General features: G+C 72.1%; 12 protein-coding genes and 2 tRNA genes. All 14 read right to left on the minus strand.

The window, feature by feature from the left end:
* A partial coding sequence (locus G3I42_RS30705) for a ComEC/Rec2 family competence protein (RefSeq protein ID WP_203607576.1) occupies positions 1-1,472 on the minus strand: 1,472 nt, incomplete at its 3' end.
* 185 nt (positions 1,473-1,657) lie between these two features.
* Complete coding sequence (locus tag G3I42_RS30710) at positions 1,658-2,647, minus strand: ComEA family DNA-binding protein (RefSeq protein ID WP_239096786.1); 990 nt, start codon at positions 2,645-2,647, stop codon at positions 1,658-1,660.
* Positions 2,648-2,831: 184 nt separating this feature from the next.
* Positions 2,832-3,677, minus strand: a complete 846-nt coding sequence (locus G3I42_RS30715) for a DegV family protein (protein WP_164290989.1) — start codon at positions 3,675-3,677, stop codon at positions 2,832-2,834.
* 142 nt (positions 3,678-3,819) lie between these two features.
* On the minus strand, positions 3,820-4,563 hold the full coding sequence (locus G3I42_RS30720) for a hypothetical protein (protein WP_164290990.1): 744 nt from the start codon (positions 4,561-4,563) through the stop codon (positions 3,820-3,822).
* A 221-nt stretch (positions 4,564-4,784) separates the two neighbouring features.
* The gene (leuS, locus tag G3I42_RS30725; protein ID WP_164290991.1) at positions 4,785-7,688 is read right to left on the minus strand and encodes a leucine--tRNA ligase; all 2,904 of its coding nucleotides are present in this window, start codon (positions 7,686-7,688) and stop codon (positions 4,785-4,787) included.
* A 342-nt stretch (positions 7,689-8,030) separates the two neighbouring features.
* A tRNA-Ala gene (locus G3I42_RS30730) sits at positions 8,031-8,103 on the minus strand.
* Between the two features lie 184 nt (positions 8,104-8,287).
* Positions 8,288-8,521: a hypothetical protein gene (locus tag G3I42_RS30735; RefSeq protein WP_009065228.1), complete on the minus strand. Its 234-nt coding sequence runs from the start codon at positions 8,519-8,521 to the stop codon at positions 8,288-8,290.
* 289 nt (positions 8,522-8,810) lie between these two features.
* Positions 8,811-8,883: transfer RNA gene (locus G3I42_RS30740), tRNA-Ala, on the minus strand.
* 571 nt (positions 8,884-9,454) lie between these two features.
* Entirely contained in the window at positions 9,455-10,108 is a 654-nt protein-coding gene (locus tag G3I42_RS30745; RefSeq protein WP_164290992.1) for a histidine phosphatase family protein, read from the minus strand.
* 2 nt (positions 10,109-10,110) lie between these two features.
* On the minus strand, positions 10,111-10,578 hold the full coding sequence (rsfS, locus tag G3I42_RS30750) for a ribosome silencing factor (RefSeq protein WP_007827137.1): 468 nt from the start codon (positions 10,576-10,578) through the stop codon (positions 10,111-10,113).
* A 323-nt stretch (positions 10,579-10,901) separates the two neighbouring features.
* On the minus strand, positions 10,902-12,776 hold the full coding sequence (locus tag G3I42_RS30755; protein WP_164290993.1) for a LytR C-terminal domain-containing protein: 1,875 nt from the start codon (positions 12,774-12,776) through the stop codon (positions 10,902-10,904).
* Positions 12,777-12,791: 15 nt separating this feature from the next.
* A complete protein-coding gene (nadD, locus tag G3I42_RS30760; protein ID WP_164290994.1) occupies positions 12,792-13,442 on the minus strand; it encodes a nicotinate-nucleotide adenylyltransferase in 651 nt (216 codons plus the stop codon).
* Between the two features lie 47 nt (positions 13,443-13,489).
* Positions 13,490-13,648, minus strand: coding sequence for a hypothetical protein (locus tag G3I42_RS37190; RefSeq protein WP_010286342.1), 159 nt, complete (start codon positions 13,646-13,648; stop codon positions 13,490-13,492).
* A gap of 159 nt (positions 13,649-13,807) precedes the next feature.
* Positions 13,808-14,182, minus strand: a complete 375-nt coding sequence (locus tag G3I42_RS30765; RefSeq protein WP_164290995.1) for a hypothetical protein — start codon at positions 14,180-14,182, stop codon at positions 13,808-13,810.
* Positions 14,183-14,428: the final 246 nt, after the last annotated feature.

The raw sequence follows: 14,428 nt of genomic DNA on the forward strand, positions 1-14,428 counted from the left end.
ACCGGCCACCCCGCGCACCAGGCCAGCGCCTGGGCGGGAGCCTGCGCCAGCGGCGCGAGCACCAGGGCGCCGAAGCCCAGCACCGTCGCCGGGGCGACGAGCGGCCCTGCCAGCAGGTTGCACGGCACCCCGACCAGGCTCACCCGTTCCGAGAGCAGTACCACCACCGGAGCGCACACCGCCTGTGCCGCTGCCGCCGCCGCGAGCCCTTCCGCGAGCCGCGGCGACACCCCGCGCCGCCGCAGTGCCGCGCTCCAGGACGGCGCCACGGTCAGCAGAGCGCCCGTCGCGAGAACCGAGAGGACGAAGCCGTAACTCCTCGCCAGCCACGGTTCCCACAGCACCAGCACGAGGACCACCGCGGCGAGCGCCGGCACCATCGACCTGCGCCGCCCGGTCGCGAGCGCCGCCAGCGCCACCGCCCCGCACCCCGCCGCCCGCACCACACTCGGCTCGGCACCGCACACGACCACGAAGGCGGCGCACAGCACGCCTCCCGCCACCGCCGTTCCCCGGAGCGACAGCCCGAGCCTGGGCGCGAGCCCGCCCCGTTCCGCCAGTGCGGCCCGCCCCTGTGGTCCGAGGAGCAGCGCGAGCAGGACCGCCAAGTTTCCCCCGCTGACCGCGAGGAGATGCGTCAAGTCGGTGGCCTGGAAGACCCGTTCGAGTTCGGGCGTCAGCCCGGAGGTATCGCCCACGACGAGCCCGGGCAACAGAGCCCGCGCGTCCCGGTGCAACGGCGCCACCGCCCCGCGCAGGCCGTCGCGCAGCTTCCCCGCGAGCCGCTCCACCCCGGAAGGCCCTCCCACCACGACCGGCCCCGCCTCGCCGTGCACCTTCGCCACCGCGGCCGCCCGCTGCCCCCGCGCCCACGGTGAACCCCACCGGAACCGCGCCCGCACCCGGGTCGTCGGGAGCAGCCGCAACCACTTCCGTGCCCTCTCCTCCCGCCCCGGCTCCATGACGCCGTCCACCACCACGAGCACCGGCGTCCGCACCCGGACCACCCGCCCGCCCCTCACCTCGACCTCCCGCACCTCCCCTTCCCACAGCAGCTGCCCCGGCAGTTCCCTTCCGCCCCGCACCGCCGACGGCCGTGCCCGGGGCACCTCCCTCACCTCGACGACCGCCTCCGTCACCGCACCCTGTCGCGCCAGCCCCGGTACGGGTCCACGCTCGACCTCGGCCCGCCCCACGGCCGCCGACGCCGCTCCCGCGCCCACACACACGAGCACGGCGGCCACCACCCACCGCCGCCCACCACGCCTCGCTCCCTCCCCTCCCGCTCCCCTCCCGAGCAGCAGCACCCCACCGCCGAACACCCCGCACACCACAGCGATCCAGCACCCGGCGCGAGCCGACAGCCCCAGCACGAGGGCAGCCGCTCCCCAGGCGCCCAGCGCGGGCAGCGCGAGCCGCAGATCCACACCCCCTTGCCGGTCCGCGCCCTTCCCCACCAGCCCGGACGCCATCTCGGGGAACAGCGGCTCAGCGGACGCCGCGCCGGGGGGCGGTGGCTCAAGGGACGCCACCTCAGGGGACGCCGGCCCAGGCGGCACCTCCCCCGCGGGGTCCGATCCCGCGCGCCTGTCTTCCCCGGACCTCCGCGCTTCTCCCGCGACGGCTTCCTCCCACGGCCTGGTTTCTTTCACCCCGTTCACAGCCGCACGTACTCCCGCAGCTCGGCGAAACGTCGTTCACCGATCCCGGTCACTTCCCGCAGCTCCTCCACCGAGCCGAATCCCCCGTGCGCGGCACGGTGATCGAGGATGCGCTGGGCGAGGACGGGGCCGACCCCGGGGAGACCGTCGAGCTGACCCAGCGAGGCCGCGTTGAGCGAGACGGGCGCGCTCGGGGCCGTGCCCCCGCCCGCCGAGCCCGTCCCCGTACCGGCCGGGGCGGGTGCCTGGCCCGGCGTCGTCGCCGTACCGCCCGCGGCGGCGAAGCCCCCGGGCGGTGGGGAGCCGACCCAGACCAGTTCGCCGTCCACCAACGGACGTGCGCGGTTGAGCCCTTGGAGGTCCGCGCCCTTCCGTACGCCTCCGGCCGACCGCAGCGCGTCCTCGACGCGCGAGCCCGGCGGCAGCCTCCGTACCCCGGGCTCCCGCACCTCCCCGCCCACGTCCACGACCAGCGCGCCACGGTCCGCACCGGGAGCGGAACCACCGCCCGCCTTCAAGCCGCCCCCCTCCGTACCACCGTCTCCTTCCGCCCCGGCTCCCGGAGGCACGGACCTCACCTGTGCCTTCTCCACCGATGTCGCCTCGACCGGCGCCGCGCGCTCGGCCGCGGGCACCGCGACCGGCTGCGGACGCGCGGACCACCAATGCTGTCCCGCGAAACCGAGGAGGCCGAGCAGCACGACGGCCAGTGCCAGCACTCCTCGCCGTTCGAGCGTGAAGCGGGACCGCGACCGCAGCGGCAGCCGCAGCCGCAGCCGCAGCCGCAGCCACAAAGGAAGGTGATCGGCGACCGTGCTCAGCCCGCGCGTGAACGGCGAGGAGGCGGGCGGAGCCTCGGCGCCCGGCGCCCCACGCGGGGGTGCCTTCCCCGCGTGCCGGGCCCAAGGCGCCTTCCCGCGCCCCGCGTACGTGGGGCCGGAAGCCACGAGGGCGAGCGCCGCGTCGATGTCTGTGCGTCGTTCCATGTCACCGAAAGTAATCGACGCCTACGACACCACTTGCCTCGAAAGTGAAATCTGTGGATAACTTCGCGAAACCCAATTTTCCTCTCACTCAAGAGAGTGACGAGAGTGACGGCAAGGAGAGCGAAGAGACCAACTGCCCTGTGGATAACTCTCGCTGGCGCCCCTTTCCGCAGAAGAGTCGCCCTTAGCGCGGGGAGACCACGACCCCCAGGAGTCCCGGCCCGGTGTGCGCACCGATCACCGCGCCCACTTCGCTCACGTACAGCGACGCCGTCCCCGGCACGCGGGCACGCAACCGCTCGGCGAGGACCTCGGCGCGGTCGGCGGCGTCCAGGTGATGGACGGCGAGATCCACCCGCCCCGCACCCGCCCGCTCCGCCACGAGTTCTTCCAGACGCGCGACGGCCTTCGCCGTGGTGCGGACCTTCTCCAGCGGCTCGATCCGGCCGCCGGTCAGCTGAAGCAGCGGCTTCACCGCGAGAGCGGAACCGAGGAGGGCCTGCGCGGTCCCGATCCGGCCGCCGCGCCGCAGGTGGTCGAGGGTGTCGAGGCAGAAATAGGCCGAAGTGCCGGCGGCACGTTTCTCCGCCGCCGCGACGATCTCCTCGGCCGTGCCGCCGGTCTCGGCCTGTTCGGCCGCGCTCAGCGCGCAGAAGCCGAGCGCCATGGCGACCGCTCCGGTGTCTACGACGTGCACGGGCACCGCGGCGTCGCGCCCCGCGAGGGCGGCGGCGTCGTACGTACCAGAGAGTTCGGCGGACAGGTGCAGCGAGACGACCGCGGAAGCCCCTTCCTCAGCGAGCCGGCGGTAGGTGCGAGCGAACGCCTCGGGGCTGGGGCGCGATGTCGTCACGGGACGGTGTTTGCGCAGGGCCTGGGCGAGGGCGCCGGGTGAGATCTCCGTGCCCTCCTCGTACGCGCCGCCGTCGAGCACGACGGTCAGGGGCACGGAGGTGATGCCGTGTCGCGCACTCGTCCCGGGCGGCAGGTAGGCCGTGGAATCAGTGACGATCGCGACATGGCGTGACATGGCTCGGAGGTTACCTGGCCGGTGCGGCACCCGGCAGCCCACCCCCGCCGGAGCGGGAGGAGCGAGGCGAGCTGTAGCAGCGGAGGGCGCGCGGGCAGCGGCAACACTCACGGGCTGCGGGCAGCTCGGGGCGAGCGGCTCGTCACTCCGGACGGGGCTGCTCCTGCGGCTTCCTGAGGAAGCTCTCCCAGGGACGCGGTGCGGGCCGGGCCTGGTCGAGTGGGGGTGGGGACTGTCCGGGAGCCGGCGCGGCACCGTCGTCCCAGCGCTGCGCCACCGTGTCGGCGTCCGGCACCGTCGGGGCGGCCGGCCAGGGCTGCGGGGCGGGTTCGGGACCCTCCGCGGGGGCCCAGTGACGCAGGGCGCCGGTCTCCATGTCGATCTGCCGGCTCAGCTCGTCCAGCTCGTCGTCCGCGTCGTGGTGCGCGCGGTCCCTGAGCGCGTGGCGCAGTCCGTCCGCCGCTCGCACGATCTTCTGGGTACGGTCGCGGAGCGCCGGCAGTTCGGCGGCGAGCGCCTCGCGGTCCGGGTCGTTCTCCAGGCGGCGCAGTTCGTCGTCCAGCGCGTGCCCGTGCACGCTCAGGCGGCGGAAGAGGCCGAGGGACTCGGTGAGGCCGCTGTCGTCGCCCGCGCGCGCGGCGAGGGATTCCTGCGTCGCCCGCATCGAGGTCCGCAGGGAGATCCGCAGCCCGGCGATCTCCCCGTGCGGGCCCGGGCGGGCGTAGGAGCGGGCCTTGAGGGTGGAGTCCTCGACCGCTCTGCGGGCCTGGTTCACCGTACGGTCCACGCCACGCTTGGCCGCGCCCGCGACCTTGACGACCACGTAGGCCCCGGTGACGACGAACAGCACGAAGATCAACGCAAGGACGATGAGCACGGCCGACATCGGGTCCCCTTCCACCGGCAGTCACGCGGTACTTCTCCAAGGTAAACGGCGAAGGGTGGATCAGGGGTTCCCTCGCGAACCCTGATCCACCCCCTAGGGGAAATCCCCTATAGACACGGTGCGTGAGCTTCGCGCACGCTGTGTGCATGAACGTGTTCACGCACCGTGTCGCCGGTGTCCTTCACGCCCTGCGGGCGCGTACCGCCGCGTACGGCCCCGGTTCAGGCCGTCACGATGTTGACCAGTTTCGGGGCGCGCACGATGACCTTGCGGACCTCGGCGCCCCCCAGGGCCGTCACGACGCGCTCGTCGGAGAGCGCGACCTTCTCCAGGTCACCGTCGGTGATCTCCGGGGAGACCTCCAGGCGCGCCTTGACCTTGCCCTTGATCTGCACGACGCACGTGACGCTCTCGTCCACGACGTAGGCCGGGTCGGCGACGGGGTAGGGCTGGTGGACGACGCTGTCCTCGTGCCCGAGGAGCCGCCACAGTTCCTCGGCGATGTGCGGCGCGAGCGGTGCGACCATCAGCACGAGCGCCTCGGCGACCGGGCGGGAGAGCGGGCCACCGGCCTTGGTCAGGTGGTTGTTCAGCTCGGTGATCTTCGCGATCGCCGTGTTGAACCGCATCGCCTCCAGGTCGTGGCGCGTGCCGTCGATCGCCTTGTGCAGCGCGCGCAGCGTGTCCTCGTCGGGAGCGTCCTCGGTGACCGTCAGGGCACCGCTGGCCTCGTCCACGATGTTGCGCCACAGCCGCTGGAGCAGCCGGAACTGGCCGACGACGGCGCGCGTGTCCCAGGGCCGCGAGACGTCCAGCGGTCCCATGGCCATCTCGTACAGGCGCAGCGTGTCGGCCCCGTACTCGGCGCAGATCTCGTCGGGCGTCACCGCGTTCTTCAGCGACTTGCCCATCTTGCCGAGCAGACGGGAGACCTTCTCGCCCTCGTAGTAGTACGCGCCGTCGCGCTCCTCCACCTCGGCGGCGGGCACGGCGATGCCACGGCTGTCGCGGTAGACGAAAGCCTGGATCATGCCCTGGTTGTAGAGCTTGTGGAACGGCTCGGCGGAGGAGACGTAGCCCAGGTCGAAGAGCACCTTGGACCAGAAACGCGCGTACAGCAGGTGCAGCACGGCGTGCTCGGCGCCGCCGACGTAGAGGTCGACGCCACCGGTCGGCATGCCTTCGCGCGGCCCCATCCAGTACTGCTCGATCTCGGGGTCGACGAACTGCCGCTCGTTGTGCGGGTCGAGATAGCGCATCTCGTACCAGCAGGAACCGGCCCAGTTGGGCATGGTGTTGGTCTCGCGGCGGTACGTGCGGGGTCCGTCGCCGAGGTCGAGGGTGACGTTGACCCAGTCCTCGTTGCGCGAGAGCGGGGTCTCGGGCTGGGCGGTCGCGTCGTCGGGCTCGAAGGTGCGCGGCGAGTAGTCCTCGATCTCGGGCAGTTCGAGGGGCAGCATCGACTCGGGCAGCGCGTGCGCGATGCCGTCCTCGTCGTAGACGATCGGGAAGGGCTCGCCCCAGTACCGCTGCCGGCTGAACAGCCAGTCGCGCAGCCGGTAGTTGATGGTGCTCTCGCCGACTCCCCGCGCGGTGAGCCACGGAGTGATCCGCGCCTTGGCCTCGGTGACGCCGAGGCCGTCCAGGCTGATGTGCTCGTTCGCGGAGTTGACCAGCTTCGCCTCGTACGAGGAGAAGGCGTCGTCCCACGTGGCGGGGTCCTCGCCGCGGCCGTCCGTGGGCGCGACGACGCAGCGCAGGGGCAGTTCGAAGGCGCGGGCGAAGGCGAAGTCGCGACTGTCGTGCGCGGGCACGGCCATGATCGCGCCGGTGCCGTAGCCCATGAGCACGTAGTCGGCGATGAAGACGGGGACGCGCTCGCCCGAGACGGGGTTGGTCGCGAAGGCGCCGGTGAAGACACCGGTCTTGTCCTTGGCCTCGGCCTGGCGCTCGACGTCCGACTTGGCCGCGGCCTGCGCCCGGTAGGCGGCGACGGCGTCGGTGGGAGTGGCGTGCCCGCCGGTCCATGCCTCGTGAGTGCCCTCGGGCCAGCTCGCCGGGGTGATCGTCTCGACCAGCTCGTGCTCGGGTGCGAGCACCATGTAGGTGGCGCCGAACAGGGTGTCCTGCCGGGTGGTGAAGACGGTGATGTCCCGCGTCTCGCCGGTGGCGGTGGTGACGGGGAAGTCGACGCGGGCGCCCTCGGAGCGGCCGATCCAGTTCCGCTGCTGGAGCTTGATCGCCTCGGGCCAGTCCAGCCCGTCCAGGTCGTCGATCAGGCGGTCCGCATAGGCGGTGATGCGCATGTTCCACTGCCGCAGCTTCGCCTTGTAGACGGGGAAGTTGCCGCGCTCGGAGCGGCCGTCGGCGGTGACTTCCTCGTTGGCCAGGACCGTGCCGAGGCCCGGCGCCCAGTTGACCGGTGCTTCGGAGGCGTAGGCGAGGCGGTACTCGCTCAGCAGGTCTGCGCGCTCGGTGGCGTTCAGCTCCGCCCAGGCGCGGCCGTCGGGAGTGGGACGGGTGCCGGCGGCGAACTGCTCGATCAGCTCCTCGATCGGGCGCGCCTTGCCGGCCTCGGTGTCGTACCACGAGTTGAAGATCTTGACGAAGATCCACTGCGTCCAGCGGTAGAACTCGGGATCAATCGTGGCGACGGAGCGGCGCTTGTCGTGACCGAGGCCCAGCCTGCGCAGTTGCTGACGCATGTTGGCCATGTTGGCCTCGGTGGAGATACGGGGGTGCGTCCCCGTCTGCACCGCGTACTGCTCGGCGGGCAGCCCGAAGGCGTCGAAGCCCAGGGTGTGGAGGACGTTGTGCCCGGTCATCCGCTGGTAGCGGGCGAAGACGTCGGTGGCGATGTAGCCCAGCGGGTGGCCGACGTGCAGTCCGGAGCCCGAGGGGTACGGGAACATGTCCATGACGTACTTCTTGGGGCGGGCGGCCAGCTCGGTGGAACCGGCCAGGTCACCCGTGGGGTTGGGAGCCTCGTACGTGCCGTGGGCGTCCCAGAAGTCCTGCCAGCGCGCCTCGATGTCGGCGGCGAGGACGGCCGTGTAGCGGTGCGGCGCGGCCGTCTCGGCGGCGCCGCCGGCGGGCCCGGCTGCGGAGGGGTTCGTCTGACTCATCGGTTCTCAAGACTCCATCGATCGCATCTGCTCCCGGAAACGAAAAAACCCCTCGCACAGGAGGGGACGCCGCGCCGATTCCGGCCACGAAGCCCGGTGGGTTCTCACCGGGAGCCAAGGTGGCGGGGACTGATCAGCGCGGCTCGCTAAGCAGAAGGCGTACGGCACGCATGGCGTCAGGGTACCGCAGTGCCCGCGCGGCCCGCACGGGATGCCCGGCCCGTGGACGGGCGGCGGGGGCCGGGGCAGGCGGGACAGGGCGTGGTGGGGCGGGGCGCCGGCCCTCGTCACAAACGATCGAGCGGGCCACCCGTACCGGATGGCCCGCTCGATCAAACACTGTGGAGCTAAGGAGAATCGAACTCCTGACCTCTTGCATGCCATGCAAGCGCTCTACCAACTGAGCTATAGCCCCGCACTCTTCAACACCTCCGAAGAGGAGTCTCACAGTCGCTGTCACCGGTCCGGCCGGGCCGTTTCCCTGGCGACATCGAGAACTTTAGCGGGTCCCCGGCCGTCCACCAAATCCGTTGTCGCCAGCGGCGGATTGCCCGCCTCGTCCCGCTTCCGGCAACCTTTTCGGGCGGGAAACGCCGAGGTCAGGCGGAGGCGAAGGAGTAGAAGCGCTTCAGCGTGCAGTGCTCGTCGAGGAGACGGCCGTAGATCGGCTCGCCCTCCAGTTCGCGGTACGTCTCGATCGGGTCGCCGGTGATGATCAGCGCCCGGGCGCACTCCTCGCACCAGTACTGGTAGCGGCTGCTGACCGGCTCCATGTCGCGGACGATGGGCGTCCCGCTGCCGCACCAGTCGCACGTCCTCCTGTGCGCGCCCAAGCGGTCACCTCCGCCCTTCGCCGCCGGGAGCGGCACAGGCCGGGGTGCCTCCGGGAGAGCGAGAGGGCTCCCCGCAGACGTGCACAGGCATTCCGCGCTCCCTCCTGTGAGGCCCGTCTCCCCTGCCGGGCGTCCGATTCTGCCACGGGCCGGGCCGCCGGGTCAGTGCTGCGGAAATACCGGTACGGACACGGTCCTCCGGCGGGCGGCGGGAGGGGCGCCGGAACCGGGCGACGGTACGTGTCCCGGCAACGCGAAAGGTCCCACCCGAAGGTGAGACCTTTTCCTGTGGAGCTAAGGAGAATCGAACTCCTGACCTCTTGCATGCCATGCAAGCGCTCTACCAACTGAGCTATAGCCCCGCGCGTTCTTCCCGCTCGCGGGCCGAACAAGAAGAACTTTAGCCTGTGACCAGCCGGAAAGTGAAATCCGGCCCGGGACCGGGCCACGAGGGCGGGAGGGCGGCCGGCCCGGGGCCGACCAGTTCGCGAGAGGGTGCCCCCGTCCTAGGCGTGGGTCGGCGCGTCAGGCGGTACGTCAGCGGGAGCGAGCACCCCGTTGGTCGTCCGACGGCGGGCGGGGTGCAAGGCCGTGGCGCCCGAGCCGCGCCCGTACGGCTTCCGGATGCGAGCTGTCCCCCGTACGGGTTGTGGATTCCCCCCGTAGCGGACACGGGCCGACACTCACCACCCTTGCGGGTGAGCCGCGTCGTGGGTTCGCCGGAGTTATCCACAGATTTCGGCGGATGGTCCGGTGGGGGTTGCGAACCGCGAAAGGATGGATACGGGGCCGCCCCCCAGGGAGGGTGGGGGCTGCCCTGACGCACCCAGGCACCGAGCTCCAGCCCTCCCCAGGCCAACCAGCCACCTCCCAGCCGCCCCGCCCCCTCAACTCACACCCGACCCCTCACCCTCACCCCGCTACCGCACCCCCTCAGACCTCATCCCCCAACACCGGCTCCGCCAGCGTCCCCGCGTTGTGCTCCAGCAGTCGCCACCCCCTGGCCCCCTCCCCCAGGATCGACCAGCAGCAGTTGGAGAGGCCGCCGAGGCCCTCCCACTGGTAGGGGTCGAGCCCGATGAGACGGCCGATCGTGGTGCGGATGGTGCCCCCGTGGCTCGTGACGACGAGGGTGCCGTCCTCGGGGAGTTTTTCGGCGTGGGCGAGGACGACGGGGGCCGCGCGCTCGGCGACCTCCGTCTCCAGTTCGCCGCCGCCCCGGCGTACGGGCTCGCCGCGCTTCCACGCCGTGTACTCGTCACCGTGGCGTTCGAGGATCTCCTCGTGCGTGAGGCCCTGCCAGTTGCCCGCGTAGGTCTCGCGCAGGCCACGGTCGAAGGTGATCTCCAGGCCGGTGAGCGCCGCGAGCTCACCCGCCGTGTCGGCGGCGCGGCCCAGGTCGGAGGCGATGAGCGCGTCCGGCTGGAGCGAGGCGAGGAGCCGGGCCGCGCGCTTGGCCTGGGCGCGGCCCGTCTCGGTGAGCGGGACGTCCGTGTCGCCCTGGAAGCGGCGCTCCAGGTTCCAGGCGGTCTGGCCATGGCGCCACAGGATGATGCGGCGCCCGCGCGGCGCGGCCGAAATGGTCACCGCTACTCCCCTTCGATGCCGATGCGGTCGAAGTCCGCGAACTCCGGTTCCTCGGGGGCGGCGGCGAGCTGGGCCGCGTACTCGGCGCCCTTGCCCTTGGTGGCCTTGGCGTCCTCGGGGAGGTCGATCTCGGGGCAGTCCTTCCACAGCCGCTCCAGCGCGTAGTAGACGCGCTCCTCGGAGTGCTGCACGTGGACGACGATGTCGACGTAGTCGAGCAGGATCCAGCGGGCGTCGCGGTCCCCCTCGCGGCGGACGGGCTTGGCCCCGAGGTCCTTGGCGAGCCGCTCCTCGATCGCGTCGACGATCGACTTGACCTGGCGGTCGTTAGGGGCGGAGGCCAGCAGGAAGGCGTCCGTGATCGACAGCACATCGCTGACGTCGTACGCGATGATGTCGTGGGCGAGCTTGTCGGCGGCGGCCTGGGAGGCGGCCTTGATCAGCTCGATGGAGCGGTCCGTGGCGGTCACTGCACAGCTTTCGGGTAGGCGGGCATACAACCTCCAGGGTCTCACGCCGCCCGCCCCCGTCTCCCGGCGGTTTTCCGGGCGCCGCGCCGTACGGGCCGAAAGGCGGAACGACCGGCCCGCGACGCGGCACGCGCCGCAGGCCGCACGAACCCTCTCCCCACCCCACCGGTACGGGCCAGGGGCCGGCCCAGCCCCACCGCGCGCCCCCGTGCACCCGCTCCCCATCCGCGCAGCGGGGCGGCCCCGGCAAACCCCCCGGACCGCCCCACACCCCCAGGCCCGCCCCGCGCCGCCGGGCCCGGCCGCCTCCCGGCCGCTCGCCCTCACTTCCCCGTGTAGTCCTCCCCCAGCACCACCGACACCGGCGCGTTGCCGCCGACCTTGCCCTTCTTGACCGCCGAGTCCTTGAGGCCCAGCGTGCGGGCGATCTCCACGGCCTTGCCCTTGTCCTTCTCCTCGCCGTACGTGACGGCCGAGGTCGCGACCGCGTCCGTGCTGCTGCCGTCGACGAAGGTGTAACCGCCGTTGACGAGGGTGACCCGGGCCTTCTGCGCGAGGTCCTTCTTCCCCGTCGCGTTGCGCACCGCCACGCGCGTGTCGTCCTCGGAGGCGCCGCCGCCGGTCTTGCCGGTGCCGCCGAGCACGTCCTTGACGATCTTCTGGTTCGTCGCCTCGGTGAGCGTGCCGTCCTTCTCGACCGGGAGGACCGTGCTCGTCCAGTCGCCGCCCTTGGCGAGGTCGGAGAGCTTGGCGAGGAAGGCGCCGAGGTCCTTGTCGGTGAGCGGCGGGTCGAGGATCTGCGCGAGTGACTGGATCGTGAGCGTCGCCGACTGCTGGTCGCTGGAGATCTTCCGCAGGATGCCGCGCATGACGTCCGCGAACCGCTTGAGCTGCGCGCTCTCCGGCTCGCCCTTCGCCTGGTACGTGGCGTAGGCGACGGCCATCGCGCCGCTCAGGCTCTGCGCCTCGCCCTTGTGGACGAGCGGGTCCCCGCCCTTCTTCTTCGGGTCGGGCACGGCCGCGTCCGTGTCGACCTCGATGGTGCCCACGAGGTCGACGAGGTTGCTCAGGTACGGGGTGTCGAGCCGCCAGGAACCCTGGATGTCGGTGCCGAGCAGCCCGTCGAGCGCGTCGCTGGTGCCGCTGGAGCCGTCGTCCGAGACGGACTTGCCGAGCGTCGTGTCGTTGCCGTCCTCGTCGGTGAGCGCGAGGTCCTTGGGCAGCAGGACCGCGTAGCCGTGCTTCGCCGTCGTGTTGTCCACGAGCAGCATCGTCGAGGAGGCGCCGTCCTTCTTCGTGTTGCGCAGGTGCACCACGAGCACGTCGCGGTTCTGCGGGCCGCTCGCGTCGGCGGCGCCGGAGCCCGAGTCCGAGGAACCGGGGAGCTTCCCGGCGAACCAGAGGTAGCCGACGCCGCCCACGACGACGAGGGCGAGGACCACGACGAGCGCGATGATCCGGCTGCGTCCCCTGCGGCGCGCCTCCTCGCGGCGCTCGCTGCGGCTCTCGCTGAACTTCAGCCAGTCGATGACGTCTTCGGACTGCTCGGTGGGCTCCTCGATGAAGGAGAACATCTCCGTGCGGTAGTCCCGCGGGTCCTCGCCCTGGGCGGGGTCGCCGGGGGGCGCGGCACGCGGTCGCGGGGGCGCGTCGGTGCGCGGGAGTTCACCGCTCGGCGGGCCCTCGGGGCTCGCGGGCTGCTGCTGCGGAATCCACGCCTTCGGCTCCTCGACGCGCGTGTCGGGCGCCTGCTGCCGCTCGTACGCGCCCGGGGCCTGCTGCGCTTCGTACCCGCCGGGTGCCTGGGGGGCGGCCGGGTTGTCGTAACCGGGGCCGCCGTAACCGGAGTTGTCGTAACCGGAGTTGTCGTAGCCCTGACTGTCGTAGCCGGTGTTCCCGTAGCCCTGGTAACCGGCCTGCGGCTGCCCCTGCGGCGGCCCCTGCTGCTGGCCGGCGTACGTGCCGTAGGCGTCGTAGCCGTAGCCGCCGTCCCGCGCGGGCGGGGGCGGCACGACCGGCTGCTGACCGGTCTGCTGCTGGGCCTGCTGTGCCTGCTGAACCTGCTGGGCCTGTTGGTAGACGGGGCGGCCGTACGCGTCGTAGCCGACGAGTTCGTACGGACCGGAGCCCTGGCCGCCCTGCCCGTTGCCGTAGGGGTCTCCCTCGTACGGCGGGTACGGGTTGTCTCGGTCGTTCACCGGTGCCCCTCTCGGCTACGCGCCGCGGTACAGCTGTCGCTTGTCGATGTAACGCACCACGCCGTCCGGAACCAAGTACCAGACCGGCGCTCCCCGCGCCACCCTCGCCCGGCAGTCCGTCGACGAGATCGCGAGCGCGGGGACCTCCACGAGGGAGACCCCGCCCGCCGGCAGTCCCGCGTCCGTGAGCTGGTGGCCCGGGCGGGTGACGCCGATGAAGTGGGCGAGCGAGAAGAGTTCCTCGGCGTCGCGCCACGTGAGGATCTGGCCGAGCGCGTCGGCCCCGGTGATGAAGAAGAGTTCGGTACCGGGGTTGAGCGTGCGCAGATCCCGCAGTGTGTCATTCGTGTACGTGGGCCCGCCGCGGTCGATGTCGATCCGGCTGACCGAGAACTGCGGGTTCTCGGCCGTGGCGATGACCGTCATGAGGTAGCGGTCCTCGGCGGGGCTGACCTGCTTCTCGCTCTTCTGCCAGGGCTGTCCCGTGGGCACGAAGACGACCTCGTCGAGGCCGAACTGCATCGCGACCTCGCTCGCCGCCACGAGGTGCCCGTGGTGGATCGGGTCGAATGTGCCGCCCATGACGCCGAGCCGGCGTCGTCGCGTGCTGATGGAGCCGCTCGCCGGGCTGCTGACCGGGCCAGTGGGCATGTCCTGCTCTCCCATGCGTGCAGAGCCTACTGTCCCGGCCGGGCGGCCCCCTCCGCGGCCGTTCAGCGGTCGCGGTTGAAGCGCGTGGTGATCCACAGCAGGAGGAGGAGCGCGAAGAGCGCGCCGCCGCCGGTCAGGTAGGGGCTGAGGCTTTCGTGGTTGCCGCCATGCTCGCCCTCGGCGAGGGGGAGCAGCTGGATCGCGGTGCTGGAGAGGCTCATCGTCGGCAGGACCAATCGCGAGGTGAGAGGGGGATAAGTTCGCGCCCATCGTATGCGGGCCGCTCCCGGGCGCTCACGCCGACTCAGTTCCAGGGGTACGAGCCCTCCGCCGAATGCCGAGTCCTCGTCAGGCCCGGCGCTCCGCGCACCGCGCCGCGGTCAGTCCTCGGACGAGGACCGCTCGCCCGCCTCGGCGGAGCCCGGCGCTTCGGCGCCGCGGGCCGCTTCGGCGGTACGGGACGTGTCGGCGGCAGGGGACGTGCCGGGGCCGGCGGTCGCCTCGTCGGTACGGTCCGTACCGCCCGTGGCCGCCGCCTCGGCGGGACGGCTCGCCGGGACCCGCTCCGCCTCCCGCGCCGGGGCGTCCTGCGTCTCGTTGCCCTGCCGGTAGCCGCGCAGCAGGAGCCACGCGAGGAAGATCGCCCCGACCACCATGACGATCAGGACGGTGCGCAAGAAGTTCCCCGGGCCTGGCTGGTTCGAGATCACCGCGAGCAGGTGCTCGTGGCGGATTCCGGGCGTGCTGTACGTCATGGGGGTGGCTCCTTCGTGTACCGCGGCGGCCCCACGCTAGACGCAAGCGCTCCGCCGCCGGTGCGCGCCCCACCCCGTTTTCCTCTCCCATGACCTCCTTGACCGGCCCGAGACCGTACGGCGCCGCACGGGATCGCACGGGATCGCACCGGACCGCGCGGCCGGCCACCCGGCGCCGCACCCCGCTCGGCCCTCCGCCCCGCTCAGGTCTTCGTCGGCAGCGCGTGGTCGGCGAGCGTGCCGCAC

It is taken from the genome of Streptomyces sp. SID11385 (assembly GCF_010548245.1).
GTDB lineage: Bacteria > Actinomycetota > Actinomycetes > Streptomycetales > Streptomycetaceae > Streptomyces.